This window comes from Anaerococcus vaginalis ATCC 51170, from assembly GCF_000163295.1.
GTDB lineage: Bacteria > Bacillota > Clostridia > Tissierellales > Peptoniphilaceae > Anaerococcus > Anaerococcus vaginalis.
Window position 1 is genome coordinate 243,323 of sequence record NZ_GG700527.1, and the last position, 25,327, is coordinate 268,649.

The 25,327-nt window shown below is 26.5% G+C and carries 29 protein-coding genes and 3 tRNA genes; 26 read left to right on the forward strand and 6 right to left on the reverse strand.

What is annotated here, in order from left to right; all coding sequences use genetic code 11:
* Positions 1-79: 79 nt before the first annotated feature.
* Entirely contained in the window at positions 80-661 is a 582-nt protein-coding gene (locus HMPREF0078_RS01220) for a DUF1700 domain-containing protein (protein WP_004838215.1), read from the reverse strand.
* On the reverse strand, positions 658-993 hold the full coding sequence (locus HMPREF0078_RS01225; protein ID WP_004838217.1) for a PadR family transcriptional regulator: 336 nt from the start codon (positions 991-993) through the stop codon (positions 658-660). Before HMPREF0078_RS01225 ends, HMPREF0078_RS01220 begins: the two co-directional genes overlap by 4 nt.
* Before the next feature lie 166 nt (positions 994-1,159).
* Here HMPREF0078_RS01225 and trmB point away from each other — a divergent pair, with 166 nt between their 5' ends.
* Together trmB and rlmH are read left to right on the forward strand one after the other, a co-directional pair.
* Positions 1,160-1,792, forward strand: coding sequence for a tRNA (guanosine(46)-N7)-methyltransferase TrmB (gene trmB / locus HMPREF0078_RS01230; protein ID WP_004838218.1), 633 nt, complete (start codon positions 1,160-1,162; stop codon positions 1,790-1,792).
* Positions 1,789-2,271 (forward strand): 23S rRNA (pseudouridine(1915)-N(3))-methyltransferase RlmH, encoded by a 483-nt coding sequence (gene rlmH / locus HMPREF0078_RS01235; protein WP_004838220.1) that lies wholly within the window; start codon positions 1,789-1,791, stop codon positions 2,269-2,271. Before trmB ends, rlmH begins: the two co-directional genes overlap by 4 nt.
* A gap of 51 nt (positions 2,272-2,322) precedes the next feature.
* Here the strand turns inward: rlmH and HMPREF0078_RS01240 are convergent, their stop codons facing one another.
* On the reverse strand, positions 2,323-2,703 hold the full coding sequence (locus HMPREF0078_RS01240) for a VOC family protein (protein WP_004838221.1): 381 nt from the start codon (positions 2,701-2,703) through the stop codon (positions 2,323-2,325).
* A gap of 309 nt (positions 2,704-3,012) precedes the next feature.
* On the opposite strand from HMPREF0078_RS01240, the gene HMPREF0078_RS01250 reads away from it, so the two are divergent.
* The 14 genes from HMPREF0078_RS01250 (at position 3,013) to HMPREF0078_RS01315 (ending at position 12,985) form a co-directional block, all read left to right on the forward strand.
* Positions 3,013-3,088: transfer RNA gene (locus HMPREF0078_RS01250), tRNA-Phe, on the forward strand.
* Positions 3,089-3,096: 8 nt separating this feature from the next.
* A tRNA-Gly gene (locus tag HMPREF0078_RS01255) sits at positions 3,097-3,171 on the forward strand.
* A gap of 4 nt (positions 3,172-3,175) precedes the next feature.
* A tRNA-Cys gene (locus tag HMPREF0078_RS01260) sits at positions 3,176-3,249 on the forward strand.
* A 51-nt stretch (positions 3,250-3,300) separates the two neighbouring features.
* Complete coding sequence (locus HMPREF0078_RS01265; RefSeq protein ID WP_004838223.1) at positions 3,301-3,978, forward strand: DUF6873 family GME fold protein; 678 nt, start codon at positions 3,301-3,303, stop codon at positions 3,976-3,978.
* Between the two features lie 13 nt (positions 3,979-3,991).
* Positions 3,992-5,290, forward strand: a complete 1,299-nt coding sequence (gene hisS, locus HMPREF0078_RS01270) for a histidine--tRNA ligase (protein WP_004838225.1) — start codon at positions 3,992-3,994, stop codon at positions 5,288-5,290.
* 8 nt (positions 5,291-5,298) lie between these two features.
* On the forward strand, positions 5,299-6,165 hold the full coding sequence (locus HMPREF0078_RS01275) for a DegV family protein (RefSeq protein WP_004838227.1): 867 nt from the start codon (positions 5,299-5,301) through the stop codon (positions 6,163-6,165).
* Positions 6,166-6,172: 7 nt separating this feature from the next.
* The gene (locus HMPREF0078_RS01280; protein WP_039920359.1) at positions 6,173-7,093 is read left to right on the forward strand and encodes a DMT family transporter; all 921 of its coding nucleotides are present in this window, start codon (positions 6,173-6,175) and stop codon (positions 7,091-7,093) included.
* Positions 7,094-7,327: 234 nt separating this feature from the next.
* Positions 7,328-7,930 carry a DEAD/DEAH box helicase family protein gene (locus HMPREF0078_RS01285; protein ID WP_039920360.1) on the forward strand — a complete coding sequence of 201 codons (603 nt, stop codon included), beginning with the start codon at positions 7,328-7,330 and terminating at the stop codon, positions 7,928-7,930.
* Complete coding sequence (locus tag HMPREF0078_RS01290; RefSeq protein WP_004838233.1) at positions 7,931-9,823, forward strand: BglG family transcription antiterminator; 1,893 nt, start codon at positions 7,931-7,933, stop codon at positions 9,821-9,823.
* A 4-nt stretch (positions 9,824-9,827) separates the two neighbouring features.
* Positions 9,828-10,280, forward strand: coding sequence for a PTS sugar transporter subunit IIA (locus tag HMPREF0078_RS01295; RefSeq protein WP_004838234.1), 453 nt, complete (start codon positions 9,828-9,830; stop codon positions 10,278-10,280).
* Entirely contained in the window at positions 10,280-10,567 is a 288-nt protein-coding gene (locus HMPREF0078_RS01300) for a PTS sugar transporter subunit IIB (RefSeq protein ID WP_004838236.1), read from the forward strand. Before HMPREF0078_RS01295 ends, HMPREF0078_RS01300 begins: the two co-directional genes overlap by 1 nt.
* Positions 10,568-10,576: 9 nt before the next feature.
* The gene (locus HMPREF0078_RS01305) at positions 10,577-11,863 is read left to right on the forward strand and encodes a PTS sugar transporter subunit IIC (RefSeq protein ID WP_004838238.1); all 1,287 of its coding nucleotides are present in this window, start codon (positions 10,577-10,579) and stop codon (positions 11,861-11,863) included.
* A 1-nt stretch (position 11,864) separates the two neighbouring features.
* Positions 11,865-12,149: a hypothetical protein gene (locus HMPREF0078_RS01310; RefSeq protein ID WP_004838239.1), complete on the forward strand. Its 285-nt coding sequence runs from the start codon at positions 11,865-11,867 to the stop codon at positions 12,147-12,149.
* Positions 12,149-12,985 (forward strand): class II fructose-bisphosphate aldolase, encoded by an 837-nt coding sequence (locus HMPREF0078_RS01315; RefSeq protein ID WP_004838241.1) that lies wholly within the window; start codon positions 12,149-12,151, stop codon positions 12,983-12,985. Before HMPREF0078_RS01310 ends, HMPREF0078_RS01315 begins: the two co-directional genes overlap by 1 nt.
* Before the next feature lie 115 nt (positions 12,986-13,100).
* Here HMPREF0078_RS01315 and HMPREF0078_RS01320 read toward each other — a convergent pair whose 3' ends face one another.
* Both HMPREF0078_RS01320 and HMPREF0078_RS01325 read right to left on the reverse strand, forming a co-directional pair.
* Positions 13,101-13,805 (reverse strand): hypothetical protein, encoded by a 705-nt coding sequence (locus HMPREF0078_RS01320; protein WP_004838243.1) that lies wholly within the window; start codon positions 13,803-13,805, stop codon positions 13,101-13,103.
* Positions 13,802-14,278: a YbaK/EbsC family protein gene (locus HMPREF0078_RS01325; protein WP_004838245.1), complete on the reverse strand. Its 477-nt coding sequence runs from the start codon at positions 14,276-14,278 to the stop codon at positions 13,802-13,804. The genes HMPREF0078_RS01320 and HMPREF0078_RS01325 overlap by 4 nt, the downstream gene beginning before the upstream one ends.
* Before the next feature lie 102 nt (positions 14,279-14,380).
* Between HMPREF0078_RS01325 and HMPREF0078_RS01330 the strand changes: the two genes are divergently transcribed.
* Both HMPREF0078_RS01330 and HMPREF0078_RS01335 read left to right on the forward strand, forming a co-directional pair.
* Positions 14,381-15,154, forward strand: coding sequence for an MBL fold metallo-hydrolase (locus HMPREF0078_RS01330; protein ID WP_004838247.1), 774 nt, complete (start codon positions 14,381-14,383; stop codon positions 15,152-15,154).
* A gap of 4 nt (positions 15,155-15,158) precedes the next feature.
* Positions 15,159-16,013, forward strand: a complete 855-nt coding sequence (locus tag HMPREF0078_RS01335; RefSeq protein ID WP_004838248.1) for a DegV family protein — start codon at positions 15,159-15,161, stop codon at positions 16,011-16,013.
* A gap of 71 nt (positions 16,014-16,084) precedes the next feature.
* Here HMPREF0078_RS01335 and HMPREF0078_RS01340 read toward each other — a convergent pair whose 3' ends face one another.
* The gene (locus HMPREF0078_RS01340; RefSeq protein ID WP_004838249.1) at positions 16,085-16,444 is read right to left on the reverse strand and encodes a desulfoferrodoxin family protein; all 360 of its coding nucleotides are present in this window, start codon (positions 16,442-16,444) and stop codon (positions 16,085-16,087) included.
* 110 nt (positions 16,445-16,554) lie between these two features.
* Here HMPREF0078_RS01340 and HMPREF0078_RS01345 point away from each other — a divergent pair, with 110 nt between their 5' ends.
* The 8 genes from HMPREF0078_RS01345 to recQ all read left to right on the forward strand — a co-directional run bounded on the left by HMPREF0078_RS01345 (position 16,555) and on the right by recQ (position 25,286).
* On the forward strand, positions 16,555-17,685 hold the full coding sequence (locus HMPREF0078_RS01345; RefSeq protein ID WP_004838251.1) for a THUMP domain-containing class I SAM-dependent RNA methyltransferase: 1,131 nt from the start codon (positions 16,555-16,557) through the stop codon (positions 17,683-17,685).
* A gap of 41 nt (positions 17,686-17,726) precedes the next feature.
* A complete protein-coding gene (locus tag HMPREF0078_RS01350; RefSeq protein ID WP_004838252.1) occupies positions 17,727-19,145 on the forward strand; it encodes a L,D-transpeptidase family protein in 1,419 nt (472 codons plus the stop codon).
* Positions 19,146-19,217: 72 nt separating this feature from the next.
* A complete protein-coding gene (locus tag HMPREF0078_RS01355) occupies positions 19,218-20,051 on the forward strand; it encodes an energy-coupling factor transporter ATPase (protein WP_004838254.1) in 834 nt (277 codons plus the stop codon).
* Positions 20,048-20,905 carry an energy-coupling factor transporter ATPase gene (locus HMPREF0078_RS01360; RefSeq protein WP_004838256.1) on the forward strand — a complete coding sequence of 286 codons (858 nt, stop codon included), beginning with the start codon at positions 20,048-20,050 and terminating at the stop codon, positions 20,903-20,905. Before HMPREF0078_RS01355 ends, HMPREF0078_RS01360 begins: the two co-directional genes overlap by 4 nt.
* Positions 20,898-21,692 carry an energy-coupling factor transporter transmembrane component T family protein gene (locus tag HMPREF0078_RS01365; protein WP_004838257.1) on the forward strand — a complete coding sequence of 265 codons (795 nt, stop codon included), beginning with the start codon at positions 20,898-20,900 and terminating at the stop codon, positions 21,690-21,692. The genes HMPREF0078_RS01360 and HMPREF0078_RS01365 overlap by 8 nt, the downstream gene beginning before the upstream one ends.
* The gene (gene truA / locus HMPREF0078_RS01370) at positions 21,689-22,447 is read left to right on the forward strand and encodes a tRNA pseudouridine(38-40) synthase TruA (protein WP_004838259.1); all 759 of its coding nucleotides are present in this window, start codon (positions 21,689-21,691) and stop codon (positions 22,445-22,447) included. The genes HMPREF0078_RS01365 and truA overlap by 4 nt, the downstream gene beginning before the upstream one ends.
* A gap of 21 nt (positions 22,448-22,468) precedes the next feature.
* On the forward strand, positions 22,469-23,458 hold the full coding sequence (locus tag HMPREF0078_RS01375) for a DUF4097 family beta strand repeat-containing protein (RefSeq protein ID WP_004838261.1): 990 nt from the start codon (positions 22,469-22,471) through the stop codon (positions 23,456-23,458).
* A 40-nt stretch (positions 23,459-23,498) separates the two neighbouring features.
* Positions 23,499-25,286: a DNA helicase RecQ gene (gene recQ, locus HMPREF0078_RS01380; protein WP_004838264.1), complete on the forward strand. Its 1,788-nt coding sequence runs from the start codon at positions 23,499-23,501 to the stop codon at positions 25,284-25,286.
* The last annotated feature ends 41 nt before the right edge of the window (positions 25,287-25,327 follow it).

Here is a 25,327-nt window from a genome sequence, read left to right on the forward strand (position 1 = left end):
AGTTTTAAGCTAATTCCTAGTTTTTTTGAAAAATTTTTTATAAGCTAAATTTATAATTTTTGCAAGTTTTTTTGGATTGTCAATATCCATTATTTAATTTTCTTTTTTGATTTTTTAAAAATTTAATTGTAGCAATTGTAGCTTTCCAAAATAAAATTCCAATTATAAAAAATATCAAGGCTAAAATAAGACCTGCAATTAAAGCTAAAATTCCTTTTAATTCAAAGCCAAAAAAGATAAATTTTAATTCATCGATTGGTTTAATGTGAATTATTCCTTTAAAAAGTCCCATTATACCTGCAAATGTGCTAATCCCACTAGAAAAGAAAAAAGAGATTGAAAGTATTGCAAGAGTTGGTATAAGACAAATCCACGCTAATGAAGCGTAAGAATAAAATCCTATAGCCATAAATAAATTTTTAAAGGAAAAATCTTTACTTTTTACAATACTATCGCCCATATAAGAAAATGCTAAGTCTTTTGGACTTTCCATTTGAGAAATTATATACTCAGAACTTTGCCCATCATTAAGCCTTTCATAAAATGAATTTTTAAGTTCACTTAAAATATCAGTTTTTTCAGAAATAGACATATATTTTAAATTGCTGTCTACTTTTGATAAATATTTTTCTAAATTATTATCAATTTTACTATTTTTCATTTTTCTTCCTCACTAAGATCTGAAATATTTTTTACAAGAATCATCCAATCTCTTTTCAAAGCATTTAAATAAAAATTTCCAAGCTCTGTAATTTTATAATATTTTCTTGGAGGAGTGCCTTCTTCAATATTTTTCCAATAAGCTTCTAAATAATTATTTTTTAGAAGTCTTCGAAGTAGTGGGTAAACAGTGCTCTCCTTTGTTTGTAACATTGGATATTTTTCAAGAGTTTGAATTAAATCATAGCCATATCTATCCTTTTTTTTAATTAAAATTAAGATAGCATATTCTAAAGTTCCACGTTTGATTTGAGAAATCCAATCTTCATTCATAACAATCCTTTCAAATTATAAGTTAATCCATCTTATTGCTATATACATTGTACAACATAGTATAATAATGTCAATAGGTATATGGGATTTTAAAATTTTAAATCTTATTTTCCTTGTTTTTATAACAAATATTTTGTAAACTAATACTTAATAGAAAGGATGAGAAATGAGATTAAGATTTAAAGAAAATGCAATTCCAGAAATGAAAGAAAATCCTTTGATTTATTTTGATGGAAAAGAAAATAAGGGAAAGTGGAAAGAAATTTTTGGAAATAATAATGAAATATATTTGGAAATTGGCTCCGGCAGGGGAGATTTTTTAATTGAAATTGCTAAGGATAATCCTGCTATAAATTTTATAGGACTTGAAGTAAATACAAATGCCTTTGTTGTTGCAAGCAGAAAAATAAAAGAAAATGAACTTACAAATGTTAGAGGGCTTATAGCAGATGCGGAAAATTTGGAAGAAATTTTTGAAAATGAAGAAATTTCAAGAATATATTTGAATTTTTCAACTCCTTGGCCAAAAAGACGCCACCACAAAAGAAGACTTAGCCACGAGAGATTTTTAAATAGGTACAAAAATATTATAAAAGATAAGGCGATTTTGGAGCTTAAAACTGACAACAAAGAATTATATGAGGCATCTTGTAAATATTTTGAAGAATTTTCTATGGATATAATTGAAAAAGATGAAAATATTTCAGAAGAAAAAAGCAAATATTTAAGCGAATACGAAAGAAAATTTAGAAATAAAAATATGCCGATTTATTATATAAAAGCGAGATTTAACAAATGAATATTTCAATAGTAAGTGTGGGAAAAATCAAAGAAAAATATTTTAAAGATGCAATAAGCGAGTATGAAAAAAGATTAAAACCATACGTAAAATTAAAAATAATTGAAGTAAATGACGAAAAAGCTCCTGAAAATTTATCAGAAAAAGAATTGGAAATTGTAAAAGATAGGGAAGCTGATAGGATTTTAAAAAAGATTAGAGAAAATTCCTATATTATAAGCCTAGAAATTGAAGGCAAAAGCCAATCATCAGAAAGTTTTTCAAAATTAATTAAAGAGCAAATGACTTATGGAATGGGATGCGATTTAGTTTTTGTAATTGGTGGGTCAAATGGACTTTCAAAAAAAATAAGCCAAAAGGCTGATTACAAATTATCATTTTCAAAAATGACTTTTCCCCATAAATTAATGAGATTAATTTTAATTGAACAAATTTATAGGGCTTACAAAATTATAAATAACGAACCTTATCACAAATAAAATGGACCAAAAAAGGTCCATTTTTTAAAAATATAAATTATCAAATAATTATTATTTTTCTTCAATTATTTCAATAGAAAAACCTTGAGGGTCTTTTATAAAATAAAATTTATCAGAACCGTCAGAAAGTCCGCCGATTTCTTGACTTACTACTCCCATTTTTTTGTGAAGGTCATAGGATTTTTCGAATTCTTTTGTTTTAAATGCCATGTGACCATAATAAGAGCCGTGCTCATATTTTCTTCCGTCGTGATTAAATGTTAATTCAAGCTCATAAGCTCCATCTTCTGTTGCCATATAAATTAAAGAAAATTCATCTTCATCGTAATCTTTTCTTCTAGTAATGTGCATATTTAACGCATCTTCATAAAATTTTATACTTTCCTTATCATTATCTGTGTATATACATGTGTGAATTGATTTAAATTTCATAAAACCTCCTAATTTCTTATATTATATTTTTACCCAAAAATTTTAAAATAAATTTTACTAATATTTTACAAGATAAAATTTTCCTAGGGTATATAAATAAGGGACAAGAAATTTCGCGACCTTATGACCAGAGCTTATGCAATTTATGAAAAATAATTTGTTTTGCAAGGCTCTTTTTTTGAAAAAATTTATGGGCAAATAAAATTGATTTTGTAAATTTAAAAATATAAATCGAATTATTTCTTTGTGAAATTTTAAAAAAATTTGACAAGAATTTTAATTTAGCATATACTATAAAAGTAATGTTTAGCCCAGATAGCTCAGTCGGTAGAGCAGGGGACTGAAAATCCCCGTGTCGGTGGTTCGATTCCGCCTCTGGGCACCAGAATAATTGCGGAAGTGGCTCAGTGGTAGAGTATCGCCTTGCCAAGGCGAGGGTCGCGGGTTCGAATCCCGTCTTCCGCTCCAATATGGCGCCATAGCCAAGTGGTAAGGCAGAGGTCTGCAACACCTTTATCCCCAGTTCAAATCTGGGTGGCGCCTCCAAATATTTGTCCTCGTTGAGGACTTTTTTTGTACCTAAATTTAAGGAGAATTATGTTAATTATTAGTCACAAATCAAAAAAAGAATTTACAGATTTTTTGGATTTTAAAAATATAAAATATTTAAAAACAATTGATAATCCAAATCTTGACAAAAGAATTTCAGATCATCCTGATCTTTCTTTATTTAAATTGGATGATAAAAATTTAATAGTTGATAAAAATGTCTATGAGTATTACAAAAAAAATATAAAAAATATTAATATTATTAAAGGAGAAGAAGTTTCAAAAAATTATCCTTACGATGCTCTTTATAATATTGTAAAATTTAAAAATTTTTATATTCACAATGATTTTACTGAAAAAAATATAAAATTATTTTTTGAAGAAAAAAATATCAAGCACTTATTTATCAAGCAAGGCTACTCAAGGTGTTCTATGCTTGTTTTTAATGAAAATATTTTGACAAGTGATATGGGAATTTTTAAAAAATTAAAAAACATTTTGCCAGTTACTTTATTAAAAGAAGAAAAAATTTCTCTTGATGGTTTTGATCAAGGATTTTTGGGTGGATGTTTTGGAAAAATTGATGAAAATACTATATTATTTAATGGAAATATAGAAAGATTAAATTCGTATGATATAATTAAAAATATAGTATATAAGGAAAAATTAAATTTGTTATATCCAGACACTAATTTAGTAGATACTGGATCTTTAATATGGATATGATTAGGAGATTAAAATGAATATAGTAAAACCACAAACTATTGCGGGTGTTATGGAATTATTACCAGAAGATCAATTAGCATTTGATTATATAAAAAATATTATTGAAGAAACATTTTTGTCTTATCAATTTTTACCAATTGATACACCAGCAATTGAAAAAAATGATATTTTATTTGCCAAAGGCGGTGGAGAAACTGAAAAGCAAATTTTTGGAATTGATTCATCAAAAAAAGATATGTCTTTGAGATTTGATTTAACAGTTCCTCTAGCAAGATATGTTTCTGAACATTTTTCTGATTTGAATTTCCCTTTCAAAAGGTATCAAATTGCAAAAGTTTATAGGGGAGAAAGAAATCAAAAGGGAAGATACAAGGAATTTTACCAATGTGATATTGATATTATTGGAAATAATTCTTTGTCAATACACAATGATGCACTTTTGCCTAAGGTTATTTATGAAATTTTTCAAAAACTTGACTTTAACGGAATAAAGTTCCATATTAATAATAGAAAGCTATTGAATGGATTTTTTGAATCGCTTGAAATTTCTGATAAGGAAGAAGTTTTAAGAACAATCGATAAAAAAGCAAAAATCGGTGAAGAAAATACAAAAGAGCTTTTGGTAGAAATTTGTGGAGAAGAAAAAGCGGATAAATTGATGGAGCTTATAAATAATAAAAGAGAAAACAAAGAACTTTTGACTTATCTTGAATCACTAAATTTAAATGATAATTATAAAATTGGATTAAATGAATTAAAAGAAGTTTATGATTATATGATTAAATTTGGAATAGATGATGATTCTATTATGATTGATTTGTCAATTACTCGTGGTCTTGATTATTATACATCTACAGTTTATGAAACTTTTTTGGATGGTTATGAATCAATTGGAAGTGTATGCTCTGGTGGAAGATATGAAAATCTTGCAGGAAATTTTTCAAAACAAAATTTACCAGGAGTTGGACTTTCTATTGGTCTTACAAGATTATTTTATCAATTTCAACAGCTTGGTCTTGTAGAAAAATATAAAACTAAATTTACAGATTGTCTTGTTATTCCTATGGATGAGAAATTAAATTTTTATGCCATAGATATAGCAAACAAATTAAAAGAACAAGGTCTAAAGGTTGACATATATCTTGAAGATGGAAAATTTAAGAAAAAAATAAATTATGCAGACAAAATTGGCGTAAAAAAAGTATTGATAATTGGACAAGAAGAATATGAAAATAAAATGGTTTCTGTAAAAAATATGGAAGATGGAAAGCAAGTTAGTGTGAAAGTTGAAGAGATTAGAGAATATCTATAAGGAGAATTATGAATTTTAAAATTATAACAGACGGTTCTAGCGATATGAACGTTGATTTCATAAAATCATCGAATATTACTATAGTGCCTATGCAATCAAACATGGAAGATGAAATTTATGAAATTATAGGTACAGATATTGAAAGACTAAATGAATATTATGAATTTATGTTAGAAGATAAAAATGTATCTACAAGTCAAGTAAACTTAGCCGCTTTTGAAAAATATTTTGAAGAAGTTTTAAAAAATGGAGAAGACGTATTTTATATAGGTATTACTGATGTGCTATCTGGAACTTATAAAAATGCTATGAAAGCAAAGGAAATTTTAGAAAAAAAATATCCAGATAGAAAAATTTATGTTTATGATACAAATCAAGCGTCAACAGGTACTGGTCTTTTGTGCCAAATTATTTGTAAAATGCAAGAAGATGGAAAAAGTATAGATGAAATTGATGATTTTATAAAAGATAATTCAAAATATATGGTAGCCCAATTTGGAGTGGACAATCTTAAATATTTATATAAAGGTGGAAGGATTTCAAAAACTAGCGCAGGAATAGGAAGTTTTTTGAAAGTGAAGCCAGTTTTACATGTATCTGATGATGGTTCTTTACAAGTTTTGAAAATTGAAAGAGGAAATAAAAGAGCTATAAAAGTTTTATTCAATAATTTCAAAAAAAATTGGAAGCCAGAAATATCAAAAGAAGTTTTAATAGGATATGCTTACTTTGATGAAAATGCTAAAATATTAAAAGAATTAATAGAAGAAAATTTTAAAGATGCAAAAGTAAGCCTTGCTCCAATCGGCTCTTTGATTGGATCTCACGTTGGACCAGGAATGTATTCTTTGTCATATTTTGGAGAAAAAAGATAGGAGAAATATGCTCAAAAATAAAAAAAACGCAGTAATTTTTTCTTTAATAGCAATGTTTTTATGGGGGAGTGCAATCCCCCTTATTAAATCCACTTATCAAGTTTTGCAGATAGAATCATCCGATACTTTTGCAAAAGTTTATATAGCTGGAATTAGATTTTTTATGGCAGGGATTTTGGCGTTTTTTTATGCCAAAATTTTTGGAAAAAACAAAATTTCATTTTCTAAAGTAAATATAAAATTAGTAATAATTCTTGCAATACTACAAACTTTTTTACAATATTTTTTCTATTATATAGGTCTTTCAAATACAAGCGGAGTAAAATCATCAATCATACAAGCATCAAATTCATTTATGATTGTAATAATTTCACTTTTCCTACTTCCAGAAGATAAAATTTCAATAAATACAATTATAGCCTTAATAATTGGAACAACAGGAATTATTTTGGTAAATTCAAATCAAAAAATGGGAAGTGGATTTAAACTAACAGGAGAAGGATTCATTTTTACATCAACATTTATTAATGCTTTTGCATCAGTTTTATTAAGAAAATATTCAAAAAATTCAGACCCATATATTTTAAATGGTATGGTGCTTTTATTCGGTTCCTTGCCTTTAATAATACTTGGCAGATTTTTATATATAAATCCAGTTGTTATAAATTTAAAAGCTTTTTTAATGCTTTTTTATGGAGCATTTATCACAGCAACGTCATTTACAATTTGGACAATAGTTTTACAAAATCATAGCGCAAACCAATTTGGAGTATTCAAATTATTTATCCCAATATTTGGTTCTATTTTATCAGTAATAATTTTGGGAGAAAATTTTACAATAAGATTATTTATAGGACTTATCTTAGTTCTAACAGGCTCTTTGGTTTTGATGAAGGGTAAAAGTAAAAAAAGTGGTGTTACAGAATAATTAAATTTTTCTGTAACACCACTTTTTTGTGTTAAATAATACATTCTAATACAATTAAAAATAAGCGTGGATTTTATTTCCACGTCTTTTTTTGAGCTTTTCTTTTAAATAGTAATAATTTTAGAATTTCGTTGTAACGAAAAAAAGCAACTTAATGAATTTTTAAGAATAACTTATAATTAAATTAATCAAAATTACTTGTTAGATAAAAATAAAAAATGTGATGGAGGACTTATGAAAAATTTAATAATTTTAGCGGGATATCCAGCCACAGGGAAAACGTGTATCATAAATGGTTTGATGGAACATAATAAGAAATTAGAATATATTTCGATAGATGAGATAGAAGAGTTTTTCTATGATAATTTAGGTTTTAAAAATAAAAAAGAAAAGAATAAAATTTATAATTTGAGCTTTGAATTTTTTTATATGAAACTAAAGTCTATGATGAATAAAAATTATGATATCGTAATAGATTATCCTTTTAGTTATTTACAATATCCAATTCTTAAAGAATTATCTTTTAAATACGATTATAAGTGTATCACAATTAGATTAAGTGGAGATATAAAAGAAATCTACAAAAGAAGAGTTAAAAGAGATTTAGATGAAAGTAGAAATCCTGCACACCTAGTAAATAGTTATGACAAAAATATAAAAATGAGTTTAGAAGAAAGAAAAGATAATCTAATAAGTTTTGAAGAATTTATAAAACATTGCAAATTAAGAGAATACGATAAATTTAAATTAGGCAAGCTTTTAGAAATAGACGTTACAAAAAAATATGCAGATGTAGACTCTATTAATGAATTCCTTGATTTAGAAATGAGAACTTAAATGGAAATTACAAATAGGCAAAAGAAAATTATAGGAATTTTATTAGAGTCTAAGGATACAATAACTTGTCAAGAAATAGCAGAGATAATAAATGTATCTGACAGGACTGTTTTAAACGAAGTTAATAGTATAAATAAAAAACTTAGTGACGGGAATAGGTTAACTGTTGCTAAGGGAAAAGGGATAAAACTTAATAGAAATACAACAATTTATGAGTTGCATAAATTGTATAACTCAGAAGATGAAAATGAAATTTTGATAAAAAGATTTATCAACACACTCTTAATTAATAATTATTTTAAGCAAAAAAAATATAGCATAGATTTTATAGAAGAGCTTTATATTTCCCAAAATACTCTTAAAAAACTAATAAGGGATACTAGAGAAGTATTGAAAAGATATCAGATAGATTTAATAGTGAACAATAAAGAAGGAATATTTATAAAAGGTAGAGAAAATAATATAAGGCTGTGTATGTCCAATATATTATTTTCTTCATCTAGTGATTATGAATATTTTTTAGATTCTATTAATCTTTTTAATATTAAAGAAATTGATGAAATAAAAAGACTAACATTAAAAATATTAAATAAATATGACCTATCCTTAACAGGAGTTGCTTTTAACAGCTTTGTAATTCATATCTTAATTTCCATAATTAGAAATCAAAACGAAATTAACTATGATAAGGATTTATTAAAAACTATGGATAAATCAGTTGAAAAAGATATTGTTAGAGAACTAATGAAAACCATAAAAGAAAAGCTAAATTACGATTTATCTAGTGATTATTATTATTTAACAAAACATTTAATAACAAGTCAAAAATTTTCAAAAGATGATGATAAATTAGAAGCAGATGAATTTGTAAATATTATATACAACAACATAATTAATAGAATCAAAAGAGATTTTTCAATAGACTTTTCAAATGACGAGATACTTACAGGAAGTTTGAAAATTCATCTTACAACTTCAATAAATAGATATATGTTAAATAGTTCTATTAACCATATTGATTTATCTGAAATAAAAAGTCAGTATCCTATTGCTTACGATATGGGAATAGTTGCAGCTGAAGAAATACATTCTGTAATAAAAAGAGATATTGATGATACAGAAATATTATTTTTAGCCTTACATCTAGGAACTGCTTTTAATAGAGTGAATAATGATGGAAAAGAATCTGGAAGTAATATTTTGATAGTTTGTGGAGCAGGTCTATCAACAGCTAGATTTTTAAAATATTCTCTCTTAGAAAAATTTGATAAGGAAATTAAGAACATAGACATAATATCTTCTAGTCAATATAAAGACGATATGTTTGATAATTATGATTTGGTATTAAGTAGCATAAATAACTTGATTAATATTGAAGGCTCAATAAAGGTTAACTATATCTTAAATAATATAGAAGTAAATATTGTAAAAAATAAATTAAGATACGCAAAAAATTTAGAACATCTTAAAGTATTTAATAATGAATTATTTTATAAAAAATCATTTGAGAGTAAGAAAGAAGTGTTAGACTATTTAACCACAGATTTGTCAAATAAAAATATACTTAATAAAAAACAAATTGAGTCTATATATGATAGAGAAAAAATGGGAAATACTTGTTTAGGAAATAGAATTGCTATACCTCACCCATTATCATATACAGCAAAAGAAATGAAAATTTCTGTATTGATAAATGATAAAGCAATAGATTGGGATAATGAAGAAGTTTTTGTGGTTATGCTGTTACTAATACCCAAAGATAAAATAAAGGACTGGGATGTTCTTTTCAAGAAGATGTTTAAAGTATTTAGTTCTAGAAAAAATGTAGATAAATTAATAAATAGCAATACATTAAATGAATTTAAAGAAGTATTTATGGTAGAAATGGAGTGATTATTTGGAATTTACAGATAAAAATACAGAATTTGACATTGTAGTTAAAGACTGGGAACAAGCAATTCTTGAAACTGGAAAATTATTAGAAGAATCCGGTTATGCCAATGAGAATTATAAATATAACATAATTAATGATGTTAAAAATTATGGTTCATATATTATGATTAGTCCAAATGTTGTAATCCCACATACAAGACCAGAAAATGGAGCTTTAAAAATTGGCTGTACGATTATAACAATAAAAAATGATATATATTTTGATGATAATAACAAAGATGCAATTAAAGTTTTAATTGGTTTTACAGCAATAGATAATAAAAATCATTTAGAGATGCTAAAAAATATCATTAATATAATTGAAAAAGGATTAGTGGATAAATTAAATTATTTTTTAAACTTATCAAAAAAAGATAAGCTTATATATTTAAATTCATTAGTAAAGGGGGGAAAATAATGAATATTTTAGTTGTGTGTGGCGCGGGATTAGGCAGTAGCTTTGCCTGCCAAATGTCGGTAGAGAGTGTTTTGGAGGAATTAGGAGTTGATGCAAAAGTCGATCACAGTGATATTTCTTCAGCAGCAGGAACTAGAGCAGATATATTAATTCTCGCTTCTAACTTTAAAAATCAAATAGACAAATATAATTTAGACACAAGAGTAATATATTTGGATAAATTGATTGATAAAAAAGAAATTAAAGAAAAATTAGAGCCAGTTTTAATTGAAATGGGAAAATTATAGGAGGAATTTATGGCAGTATTAAATTTTATTATTAATAATATTTTAACCCAAGCTTTTATAACAATAGGTTTAATAGCTTTTATAGGATTATTAGCGCAAAAGAAAAGTTTTGGCGACATAGTATCAGGTACTTTTAAAACTATGTTAGGTTATTTAGTTTTATCAGCAGGTTCATCAATAATAGTTCAAGTATTAATATATTTTGGAGAAATTTTTACAGCAGGCTTTGGAATGCAAGGAATAGTTCCATCTATTGAGGCAGTTAATGGTCAAGCAATGAATGAGCTTGGTCTTGGAAATCAAATAGCTTTAGCATTTTTGGGAATATTTTTAGTAAATATTATAATAGCAAGACTTACTAAATGGAAATATATATTTTTGACAGGACAAGCTATTTTGTGGATGGCTACAATGGTAATAGTTTTTGGTTCAGATGCAGGATTAGGAGTTGTACCTAATATAATAATTGGTTCAATTATTGGTGGTATTTTTGCAGTAGCAATGCCAGCAATTGCACAACCAATAGTAAGAAAAATAACTGGAAGCGATGATATTGCATTAGGACATTTTTGTACAATAGGATATTTATTTGCAGCCTTAGTTTCAAAAACTTCAGGAAATAAAGAAAATTCTACTGAAGATATTGAATTACCATCATCATTGTCATTTTTAAATGACACTTATCTTTCTGTAGGATTTGTTATGATTTTGTTATTTATAATAACAGCAATATTTGCAGGACCAGAAGTAGTAGCAGAAAGAACAGGTAACTTAAATTATATCGTTTATGCATTTACACAAGGAATGCAATTTGTTGTTGGTGTTTATGTATTGCTAGCTGGAGTTAGATTATTGCTTGGAGAAATAGTTCCAGCATTTAGAGGAATTGCTCTAAAAATAGTCCCAGATGCAAAACCTGCTTTAGATTGTCCAGTACTATTTCCTTATGCACCTAATGCTGTTACATTAGGATTTGTTTCAACAACAATAGGAACAGTTATAGGAATGTTATTCTTCCCTAAAATTGGATTAGCAATGCTTTTACCAGGTATGTTATCAAATTTCTTTGCTGGTGGTACAGCTGGAATTTTCTGTAACGAAGTGGGTGGAACAAGAGGAACGATTATTGGTGGTATAGCTCATGGATTATTTATCACTTTATTACCAGCTTTATTAGTTATGATATTTAATTCTATGGGATTTATAAACGCAACAGCTACAGACGTAGATACAGTTGCAGCAGCCTTATTGTATGCTTGGATAATTAAACCAATTATTGGATTTGTAGGAATTTAAAATGTTTTTTAAAATAAATAAAGATAAAAAAAATGAAGAAAAAATATTGCTTGATGAATGCAAAAATTTAGTTGAAAAAAATGATATAGATTCAGCGATTAATAAATTAGAAAAATATATAGAAGAAAATAAAAAGTTAGGTAAAGTTTTTACTTATCTAATGGAATTATATAACAAACAATTAAGTGAAGCTAGGTTGAATGGAGAAGATGAAAAAATAAAATTTAATTTAGACAGAATTGATAAACTTATGCAAAAATCAAAAGATATAGTTAGGGGAAGATAATGTATTTAAATTTGAATGAACTATTTAAAAAATATAGGGGAAAGACAGGAATTGGTGCTTTTAATCTACATTGTATGGAGATGTTTCCATATATTGTAGAAGGAGCTAAGAAATCTAACAGTCCATTGATAATTCAAACTTCAAAAGGAACTGCTGAATATTTAGGATTTGATTGGATAGTAACAACAGCAAAATTATTTGCTAAAGATATAGACCTATGTGTTCACTTAGACCATTGTAAGGATATTGATTTTATAATAAAAGCAATTGATTCAGGTTATAACAGTGTAATGTATGATGGTTCATCTCTAGATTTTGAAGAAAATATAAAAAATACAAAAGAAGTTGTAGAGTATGCGCACAAAAGAAATGTAAGCGTTGAAGGTGAAATTGGGAGCATAGGTGGTTCAGAAGATGGAATTGAAGAAAAAATAAACTCAATTATTTACACAAAAGCAGAAGATGCAGTAAAATTTGTTGAAGAAACAGAAATAGATGCCCTAGCGGTAGCTATTGGTACAGTTCATGGTTTATATAATGGAAAAGCTAAAATAAATTTTGAATTACTTGATACTTTGACAAAAAAATTAATAGATGTTGGAATGGTTTTACATGGTGGAACAGGTGTTTCAGATGAAGATTTTCATAAGTGTGCAGAAAAAGGAATGATGAAATTTAACGTTGGAACTGAGCTAAATAAAAATTATATTGAAAATATACTTAAAGATTTTCCTTCAGCTAAGCCAACTACATCTTTAAGAGGCCTGTTAAAAAATGCTAATGAATCAATAGTTAAGATAGTTGAGCATAGGTCAAATGTAATAAAATTAGCTTAATATTATACCAAATTTCTAAAATTTAAAAATGTATGAGTATTATCTTTAGTTAGAATTTATATTGATAAAGAATTTTTGCCTACTTAAAGATTAAAAAGTGGTGTTAGAGAAAAAACTAATTTTCTGAAACATCACTTTTTTTTATTGGTCTTTTTAAATTGTTTGTTAATTTATAAATTTCATCTATATATAAATACTTATTTTTATCTTTGTATCTTGCAATTTTCATCAAATCGAGTGCCCAATTAACTAAATATTTTGATAAGTAAAAAGCGTAAATGTCGTTTGCAAGTATTGATCTTCTTCCGTTTATTACTATGTCATTTCGAATTTCTTTAAAATATCTTATCAAATTTTTTCTGTTGTATTTTGAAAAAATTACTTCTATTAGGGCGACTAATGCCAAAAGGTACTTGTCTTCAATATAATTAATTTTAAAATCTATGCTCTCATCTTCTTTTAAAATAATATCTTCAATTTTGTCGTGGCTTTTATAAAATTTAAAATATTTTTCTTTAGAAAAATTTTCGAAAAAATTAGGATAGAGTCCATATTCAAAATTTGATTTTTCTAAATTTTTCTTAAAAAATTCTAGTGAAGTGGAATTGTCAAAAATTGTTATAAAAATTGGAGATAAAATCACCAAAAGTCTTAAAATTTCGTTTTCTTTGTCATTTTTAAAATTTATAATTATTTTTTCTTCTTCACTTGTTTTTTCTAATTTAGAAAAGTCTTTAATTTTTAATTTATTATCAAGTTCGAATACGTCTTTTGCATTATATTGATATATTTTTTTATTTTTAAATATTTTAACTATCATTGTCTTATATTTTCAAATTTTCCATTTACTGCTTTTGCCAAATCAAATGGATTTAGTTTTAAACTTACTCCACATTTTCCACCTGATACAATCATTTTATCCAAATCTTTTGCGCTATCATCTATAAAAACTGGATAATCTTTTTTCATTGCAAGGGGAGTGGTTTCGCCTCTTTGATAGCCAACTTTAGCTTTTAAATTTTTGGTTGGAAGGATTGAAATGCTTTTAACTCCTGCAACTTTTGCAGCTTTTTTCATATCAATTGAATCATAGCTTCTTAGTAAATATATTATTATTTCATTTTCTTTTGAAATTGTCGCTATGGTTTTATACATTATATTTAAATCTACGTGAGATTTTTTGCCAGCATCTACGGCTGATTTAAATTCTCCGCCCAAATCATATTCTATTTCTTCGTATTCTATCTTATTATTTTCCAAAATTCTCATTGCGTTTGTCTTAACTTTTCCCATACTTGCTCCTTTCTTTTTTTATATTACCAGAAAAATATAAAAATTCATTAATTCAAGGCGATTTTGGGTATATTTATTTTATAAGAAATTAGGAGAATTTTGATGATTGAAAAAATTATAATAACTTATATTTATCATTCCTGTTATACTGTAGAAATAGGGGATTATTTTATTATATTTGATTATTATAAGGGAGTTTTAAATATTCCTGAAGATAAAATTGTTATTTTTATTGCAAGTCATGGACATTCTGACCATTATACTTCGGAAATTTTAAAAATTCCTAATATGAAAAATTATACTTATATTTTATCAAGTGATATTGGACATTTAGAAAGCGATGATAATATTATTTATATAAAGGATAATAAACTTGGCATGGACCAATTGAAATCTTTGTATAATTCTAAAAATGTTTATCTTGTTGATCCTTATCAATTTAAAGAAATTAATATTAATGGAAGAAAAATTTCTATAAAAACTTTCGGCTCAACTGATGAAGGGATTTCTTTAATTTTATATATTGAATCCTTATCAATATTTCATGCGGGCGATTTAAATTATTGGGCTTGGGAAGATTATGATGACAAAAGACTAGAAAAAGAGTATTATGCTTTTATCGACCAAGTAGAAAAAATCAAAAAAGATTCGATAGATATAGCTTTCTTCCCAGTTGATTATAGGCTTGGAGAAAATTATTATAAGGGTGCAAAAATATTTGCAGATACTGTAAAGCCTCAATTGATGTTTCCAATTCATAGTGGAGATCATGAAAGCATAAGCCAAAGATTTGCTAGAGAAATCAAATTAGAAGAAACTATATTTAGAGCAATTATTGACAAAGGTCAAAAAATTATTGTAGATATAAAGGATTAGAAAAATGGAAAAAATAGCAGTATTAGTAGATTCTGGATCGGATTTAGATTTAGAAAAAACTAAGGAATTTGGCATTTATATGATGCCATTTTATGTAAATTTAGATGGAAAATTTTATAGAGAGCAAGTAGACTTAAAAGCAGACGAATTTTATAATTGGATTAAAAAGCACGAAAAATTACCAAAAACATCAATTCCATCTCCTGGGGAATTGATAGAAAAACTTGATGAAATAAAAAATGATGGTTTTGAAAAATTAATAATAATAACTATATCAAAAAATTTCACAGGTTTTTATAATTTGTGCTCACAAATAGAATACGACAATTTAGAAATTGAAGTAATAGATTCAAAATCAGTTGCCCTAACCACAGGCTTACTTGCAATTTATGCAAAAGATTTAATCAAAAAAGGCTATGAATTTAAAGAAATTGTAGATAGGTTGGAAGATAAGAAAAAAGAATCAAAAATATTTTTTACAATCGATAGCTTTAAATATCTAGTGGCAGGAGGAAGAGTGCCAAAAGCTTTTGGAAAAGTGGGAGAGCTTTTAAATATCAAACCAATAATTGTTTGTAGTCCAGAAGATGGAAAATATCATATAGAAAAAACTTGCAGAGGAGAGAAAAAAGTTCTTAAAGAGATGGAAAAGATTGCAAGCGAATATTTGGGAAAATTTGACAAATATTATATGATAATTTCAAATGGTGGCTACAAGAAAGGCTCAGAAATTTTAGAGGAGAAATTGAAAGTATTTAAAGAAAAATCTACTCTATTTTTGACTTCACAAATAGCCCCAAGCCTTGGAGCAAATACAGGTCCAGGCTTATTTGGTTTTGGATTTTTGCCAATTGATTAAAAATTTATAAATTAAAAAGGACTGTTGCAAAATGATTTATTCATTAGCAACAGTCCTTTTTTAATAAAATCTTATTTAATTTCTAAAGAATTTTCCCAAAGTCCATGAATATTGCAATAAGATAATGCAAATAATGTACCTTTTTTATCAGATTTAAATTCGCCAACTGCTTTTGGTGTAGTGTAAATTTCACTTTCGCCATGAGCGGAGAAATTATAATTTGCAATTTCTACTGGCAATTTGCCACCTTCAGGAACAAAGAAAACTTTAATCCAAACAATATGATGCTCTAAAGTATTTGGGTGTGCAATTTCTTTTCCAACAAAAGCAGAAACTTCATATTTTCCTTCGCCAAGTTCTTTATATTCTAATTCTGGTACGTGTTTTTCATTTTTCCAATCGCCTGATTGAACTGTTTGTGTTAATAACATAAAATCCTCCTAAATTTTTATCTACATTTATTTAATACCCTTCCATGATAAAAAATAACAAAATTATAAAAGTTTTTAAAATCCATTGAATTTGATATAATAAATATATTATGGAAAAAATAATAATAACAACAAGCTTTGGTATGGAAAGCTTAATAAAAAGACAATTAGAAGAAGAAAATTACAAAAATTTTGAAGTTTTAAATGGAAAAATTATTTTAAATGGAAATTTGGATGATATAGGCTATTTAAATTTAAATTTAAGAGAAGCTGATAGGATATTTTTAGAAATTGAATATTTTACTGCAAAAACTTTTGAAGAATTATTTGAAAATATAAAAAAAATAGATTGGTTTGATTATTTAAAAATCGATGATAATTTTATTGTAAATGCAAGAACTTACAAATCAAAATTGTTTTCTATTCCTTCAATCCAATCAATAAGTGAAAAAGCTATAATTGATTCATTAAAAAGAAAATATAAAATTTCAACTTTTAAAAAATCAGGCTCTCGTGTTCAAGTTGAAATTATGATTGAAAAAGATAAGGTTTCAGTTTGCCTTGATACATCAGGAGATGGTCTTCACAAGAGAGGTTATAGACAAGGAAGTGTAAAAGCTCCTATAAGAGAAAATTTGGCAGCAGGGCTTGTTGATTTATCTTTTTATAAAGATGATAGGTTTTTGTTTGATGGATTTTGTGGTTCAGGTACTATTTTAATTGAGGCTGCAAGAAAAGAAAGAAATATAGCACCAGGACTTGATAGAGATTTTGATTTTACATCTTTTAAATTTTACGACAAAAAAAGATTTGAAAAAATAAAAAAAGAAGCTTATGAAAAAATTGATTATAGGAAAAAAATAAATATTCTAGGTTCTGATATATCCAAAAAAGCAATTGAGCTTGCAAAAAATAATGCTTTGAATGCAGGAGTTTATGAAGATATTACTTTTTTAAATAAGGATTTCAAAGATATAAATTTAAAAAATAATTTTGGAATTTTCATTTCAAATCCACCATACGGAGAAAGATTATCAAGATTTGATAAGGCAAAAATTTCAAAAATGATAAATGAAAAATTTGAAAATTTAAACACTTGGTCAATGTTTATAATTTCATCAGATGAAAATATTGATAAAAATATAAAAAGAAAATTATCCAAAAAAAGAAAACTATATAACGGAGGACAAAAAGTAGATTTATATCAATTTTTTGGCAAAAAACCAAAAAAAGATAGATAAAATTACTTTTAAGTGGTACTATAATTACAGTTATTTAGGAGGTGTTTATTATCGATAATCAACAAACAAGTAATAATACAAAAAAAGTCTTTTTAACAATAGGTGGTATTGTTGTAGGAATATATATAATCGGTACTATTTTATTTACATTTGTAAGCTTACCAAATACACATGTAAATGGTAGAGATGTTTCATTTGCTCCAAAAGAATCAGTCATTGGAGATAGCGTTGGAGATTTTGATATAAAAATCAAAGGAATTGATGATAAAGAGCTAGTTTTTAATTCAAAAGATATTGACTACAAGGCAAATATCCCAAAAGGAGCAAGTCTTGACCAAAATCCATTAAAATGGCCTATAAGTTTCTTCTCAAAAGAAAGTTTTGAATTTGATTATAAAGTAAACTATGATGAAAATAAACTTGAAGATATTTTAAAAAATTCTCAGTTTATGAATAAAATAGTAGAACCAGAAGATGCAAAATTAGAATTTGATGGAAAAGAATTTAAAATAAAAGAAGAAATAAAGGGAAATAAAGTAAAATACAATAAATTAAAGCAAGCCCTTGTATCAGCAATAAAAACAAGAAATGCTGATATAGAACTTGATGAATCTTTTTATGAACAACCAAAAGTTTATGCAAAAGATGAAAATTTACAAAAAGCATTAAACCAAGCAAACGAAGCATTAAAATTGAGCTTTAAATTTAATATTAATGGATTTGATTATAAAATTGAAGGCGAAAAATTAGCTGATATGGTTGATTTTGAAGATGGAAAATTAACTTTAAATCACGAAAAAGTTACAGAATATGTAAGTAAAATGGCAGAAGAAACAAATACTTACGGCAAAAATAGAAAGTTTAAAGCTACTGATCTTGGAGAAATAACTGTAAATCCTGGAGTTTATGGATATAAACTAAATGAAGAAGAAACAATTAAATCATTTTTAGATGCTTTTGAAAAAGGTAAATCAGCAGAAATAGAGCCTGTTTATTTAAAAGCAGGTCTTAACAGATATGAGGATGGGTCTGATATTAAAGACACATATATAGAAGTAGATTTATCTAGACAACATGTTTGGTATTATAAAAATGGAGAAGTATTATTGTCAACTGACATAGTTACAGGAAGATTATCTGAGGGAGCTTTAACTAATAAAGGTGTAGGGTCTATACTTTCTAAAGAAAAAAATTCTACATTAAAGGGAAAAAATTTTGATGGAAGTGATTACAAAACACCAGTAAAATATTGGATGCCAATAGGCTGGGATGGCGAAGGATTCCATGATGCTAATTGGAGATATTCTTTTGGTGGAAATATTTATTTATATAATGGTTCTCATGGTTGCCTAAATATGCAACCAAGTCAAGCTGAAAAATTATTTAATTTAGTTGAGCATAATACTCCTGTAGTTATATATGAATCATCAACAGATTATTCACCACCAATGTCATATTAATTTTAAAAAAGTGCTATCTATTTTTTAGATAGTCGCTTTTTATGTTTAAAAAAGTATTGAAAGGAAGAAAAATTGATTAAAATTGAAAATTTAAATTTTTCTTATAAAAATAATTCAGACGAAAATGAAAATATAGAATACACTGCGGCTTTAAATGATTTAGATTTGTCAATTAATAAGGGAGAATTTGTAGCTATTTTAGGTCATAATGGATCAGGAAAATCAACTTTGGCAAAGCTTTTGAATGGACAAATATTTCCTACAAGTGGAGATATTTTAATTTGTGGAATGAATACAAAGGATGATAAAAAAATTTGGGAAATTAGGGAAAAATGTTCTATGGTTTTTCAAAATCCTGATAATCAAATGGTGGCAACTACTGTAGAAAATGAAGTTGCATTTGGTCCTGAAAATTTGCAAATTAAAAATCCCGAATTAAGACAAAGAGTAGATGAGGCAATAAAACTTGTAGGTATGCAAGATTATATAAAAAAATCACCTTCAGAGCTTTCAGGCGGTCAAAAACAAAGAGTTTCTATAGCTGGAGTTATAGCTATGCTATCAGATTGTATTATATTTGATGAACCAACAGCTATGCTTGATCCAAAAGGTAGAGCCGATGTTATGAATATAATACACGATTTAAATAAAAAATATAAAAAAACAGTCGTCCATATTACTCATTATATGGAAGAGGCAGCTCTTGCTGATAGGATTATTGTTTTAAACAAAGGGAGAAAAGAGCTTGAAGGAAGTGCTAGGGAAGTTTTTTCAAATGTTAAAGAAATGAAAGATTTAGGACTTACAGTTCCACAAGTTACAGAAATTGCCTATGAGCTTGAAAAAGAAGGCTATGAGTTTGAAAAATTGCCTTTAAATATAGAAGAATTTTTGGAGCTAGTATGAAAATTGAATTGAAAAATGTCGATTATATTTATAATGAAGATAGAGAAGAAAAAAGCTATGCTCTAAAAAATATAAATTTAGAGATTAATAAACATGAAATAATTGGTTTAATCGGACAAACTGGTTCTGGGAAATCCACTCTAGTACAACTTTTAAATGGACTTTTGATTCCTACAAATGGAGATGTTTTTGTAGATGGAGTTAATACAAAAGAAAAAAAGACAAGAAGAGATATAAGATTTAAGGTTGGTCTTGTTTTTCAATATCCAGAAAATCAGTTGTTTGAAGAAACTGTTGCAAAGGATATTGCCTTTGGTCCAAAAAATATGGGGCTTTCTGATGAAGAAATTCAAAAAAGAGTAAAAAATTCTATGCAAGCAGTTGGTCTTGATTATGAAACTATAGCAGAAAAATCTCCCTTTGAATTATCTGGAGGTCAACAAAGAAGAGTTGCTCTTTGCGGAATTATTTCTATGAATCCGAAAGTTTTAGTTTTAGATGAGCTTACAGCAGGACTTGATCCAAGGGGAAGAGATAATATTTTTGGAGAAATTTTAAAATTATATAACAATGACCCAGAACTTACAATTGTTTTGGTTTCGCATTCAATGGAAGATGTGGCAAAATATGTTGATAGGGTTATTGTTATGAACAAGGGAGAAATATTTTCTGATAAATCAACTTATGACACCTTTACAAAAACAGATTTATTGTCGATAGGATTAGATATTCCTCAAGTTACAAAATTTATGAAAGCCTTAAAGGAAAGAGGCGAAAATGTAAGAGATGATATTTATACGGTTGAAGATGCTGTAGTTGAGTTAAAAAAATATTTGGAGGCTAAAAATGAGTAATATAGCGATAGGTCAATATTTGCCATACGATACATTTATTCATAGACTTGATCCAAGAGTAAAATTAATTGCATCTTTGCTTTTTATAATTACAATATTTTTTGTAGAAAGTTTTGTAGGATATATTCCTTTTGTGATTTTATTAATTGCAATGGTAAGTATTGGAAAAATTCCTGTAAAGTCCTTAATAAAAAGTATTAAGCCTTTGATATGGATTTTATTAATAACTGGACTTATAAATTTATTTACAACAAGTGGAAGGACACTTTTTACAATTTTTTCCTTAACAGCAACTTATGAAGGATTGTATAAAACTATTTTTATGTTTGTAAGAATTATAATGATAGTTGTTTCTACTTCAGTTTTGACTTTTACAACTTCTCCAATGGAATTAACAGATGGTTTGGAAAAATTGTTAGGGCCTTTAAAAAAATTTGGTTTTCCGGCAGGAGAGCTTGCTATGATGGTTTCAATTTCTCTAAGATTTATTCCAACTTTATTTGAAGAGGCTCAAAGAATAAAAATGGCACAAATGGCAAGAGGAGCAGATTTTGAATCTGGAAATATTATTAATAGGGCAAAAAATATGATTCCCTTATTAGTTCCTCTTTTTATAAATTCGTTTAAAAGAAGTGATGATCTTGCAACTGCAATGGAGGCAAGACTTTATAGGATTGGTAGAGAAAGAACAAGGCTAAATGAAATAAAAATGACAAAAACTGATAGTTTAGTTTTGATTTTATTTATTTTATTTTGTAGCGTGGTTATTATTAAATTTTTTATATGACAATTCAAAACATTTTATTAAAGATCCAATATGATGGGTCTTTATTTGAAGGATTTCAAATTCAAAAAAATAAAAGAACAGTACAAAAAGAGTTGGAAGATGCTATTAGGAAAGTTACTGGAGAAGAAAATAGGATTATTGCTAGCGGAAGAACAGATAGTGGTGTTCATGCTAATGAAATGTATATAAATTTTTTGACTGCAAAAATTATTAGGGCTGATAAATTTCATTTTCATCTTAAAAAATATTTACCTGATGATATTTTAGCTCTTGAATCAAAAAAAGTAGACAAAAATTTTCATGCAAGATTTTCAGTAAAAACAAAAACTTATAAGTATGTTATTTCGCTTGATAAAATTCTTCATCCAATTTATAGAAATTATATGGAGCAGATAACTTACAAACTTGATTTTGATAAACTTAAACAAGGAATGGAAATTTTAAAGGGCGAACATGATTTTAAAGCCTTTATGCTTAGTGAAAAAAATGATATAATTAATACAATAAGAAAAATTGATGATTGCTACTTTGTTTTGAATGAAAATAGATTGTATTTATATTTTAAGGCTGAAAGTTTTCTTCACAATCAAGTTAGAATTATGGCTGGCTCTTTGATTGAATTAAGTCGTGGGAAAATTAGCCTTGATGATTTTAAATATTACTTTAATAAAAATAATACAAGAAGAGCAAATCCAACTTTAAAAGCTGGAGGGCTTTATCTTGATAGTATAGACTATAGCAATTTAAAAAGTTAGTTATTATTATGGGAGAGTTAAATGAGTAAAAATAAAAAAAATAATAGCTTTAAACTTGATAAAAAGCAAATGGCTATAGGCTTTTTTGCCCTTATTGTTTTGGCTTTAATTTTCTTTTTGTCAAGAAATATAGATTTTGCTAGTAAAGAAGGCAAGTCTTCAAAAGAAATTAATGAAAATTCTTATAATTCATCAAAGATTATGAGAGTTGACCTTGATGAGCTAAAATCAATTGATTTTGATTTGAATACTTGCGATGTAAGAATTCAACAATCTTCTACAAATCCTTATGTAGAATATACGAACCTCTATAAGGATGATTATTCTTATGAAGTCAAAACTAAATATAAAGATGGTAATTTAAAATTATCTTCTGATATAAAAGGAAAAGAACTTTATATGAAAAACAAAATTCAAATTGTTAGAATTTTTTTGCCAAAAAATAAAAATCTAGAAAGTATCAAGGGTAGAGTTGGTGCTGGAGATATAAAAATAAGTGGGCTTTCATGTAAAGATTTGGATCTTGATTTAAAAAGTGGAAATATTTCTTTTGAAAATTCAAAAATTTCTGGTGCAGTTAAAAATAAAACTGGCTCTATTATGCTAAAAAAATCTGAAATCAAAAATACTAATTTGACAACAACAAGTGGAAATATTTTGGTTTCCGATTGCAAGCTTATGGCAAATGAGTCCATGGAAACAGAAAATGGAGATATAAAAATAAAAATTAAAGATCCGATAAATTCTTTTAACATTAATGCAAAGTTAAATGTAGGAAATTTTGTTTTAGGAGATGTTTCTTATAGAAATATTTTGGATGGATACCAAACTGGAAAAAATAAAAAGAAAATCCTAAATCTTAAAACAAACATAGGAGATATTTTGTTTAATCAAAATGAAAAAGAACAAATAAATGAAGAAGATTTTATAGATGGGCCAGATGAACAATCTTCAAATGAATCTTCAAATTCAAATGACGACAATATAAATAATAAAGAAGAAAATAATTAAGTTTTAGGCTTAATTATTTTTTTTAGGTAAAAGGTAGGATATGAATATTTTAAAAAGTTTAAAAAAATATTTTGGTTTTGATTCTTTTAGAAAAGGGCAAGATGAATTAGTTGAAAATATATTAAAAGGAAATGATGTCTTGGGAGTTTTGCCGACAGGCGGTGGCAAATCAATCTGCTATCAACTTCCAGCTCTAATGCTTGATGGAATTTGCCTTGTGATTTCTCCTTTAATTTCTTTAATGAAAGATCAAGTTGATTCTTTAAAAGAAAATGGAATTAAGGCAGAATTTATAAATTCAAGCCAAGATATTAAAACTTATACACAAACTTTAAGAAAAATAAAAAGAAATGAAATAAAAATTTTATATATTTCCCCAGAAAGATTAGAAAATGAATTTTTCATCGATTTTATTGAAGATTTAAATATTTCTTTTATAGCAGTTGATGAGGCACATTGTATTTCTCAGTGGGGACATGATTTTAGACCATCATATAAATTAATTCCCCAAATTTATGATTTGTTTGATAAAAAAATACAAATAGCAGCCTTCACTGCAACAGCTACAAAATCAGTTAGAGAAGATATAATAAATAATTTAAAATTATCTAATCCTTTTGTAAAAGTTACAGGATTTGATAGGGAAAATCTTTTGTTTGAAGTAAGAAAGCCAAAAGATAAATTGGCATTTCTTTCGAATTATTTATCAGATAAAAAAGATTTATCGGGAATTATTTATGCCTCAACTAGAAAAAGAGTGGAAACTTGCTATAAATATTTGAAAAAATTATCCTATAATGTAACTTTGTACCATGCAGGACTAAGCGATAAGGAAAAAAAGAAAAATCAAGAAGATTTTATTTATGATAGAAAAAATATAATTGTTGCAACAAATGCTTTTGGAATGGGAATTGATAAATCTGATGTAAGATATGTAATTCACATGAATATGCCAAAGGATATGGAATCTTATTACCAAGAAGCGGGCAGGGCAGGAAGAGATGGCGAAAAATCTGATGCAATTTTACTTTATTCAACTCAAGATATAGTTATAAATAAATATTTAATTTCCCAATCTCCAAACAGAGCATATCAATTGGTAAAATTACAAAAACTTCAAACAATAATAAATTATGTAAATACAAATAAGTGTTTGAGGGCATTTATTTTGGAATATTTTGGTCAAGATGCAAAAGAAAAATGTAATAATTGTTCGAATTGCCTAGATGATTATGAAAAAATTGACGTAAGCCTTGATAGTCAAAAAATTTTATCTTGTATTTATAGATTAGGACAAAGATATGGGATTTCTACAATCGTCGATTGTTTGAAAGGTTCAAATAACAAAAATTCCAAAGAAAAAAATTTAAAAAATATATCAACTTTTGCTTTGATGAAAGAAAAAAATACAAAATATATAAAAGATCTGATAGGAGTTTTGATTGCAGATGGTTATATAAAAGTTTCTGGTTTTAAATATCCAATCTTAAAATTAAATGAAAAATCAAAAGAAGTTTTATTTTCTAAAAAGAAAGTTTATATTAGGGATTTGAAAGAAGAAAATAAAAAAGAAAAAATTGATAAATTTAATGGAAATTTTGATTATGATATAGATTTATTTAATAATTTGAAAAAATTAAGGCTAGAAATTTCTAAAAAAAGAAATATTCCGCCTTTTATAGTTTTCTCTGACGCATCTTTAATAGATATGGCAAGATTAAAACCAAAAAATGAAAGAGATTTTTTGAAAATAAAAGGAGTAGGCGAAAAAAAATTAAGCCAATATGGGGACTTGTTTATTGGAAAAATTATAGAATTTGACAATTAAATAGAAAATAAAAAAGGATTAGAATACCTATTCAAAACTCT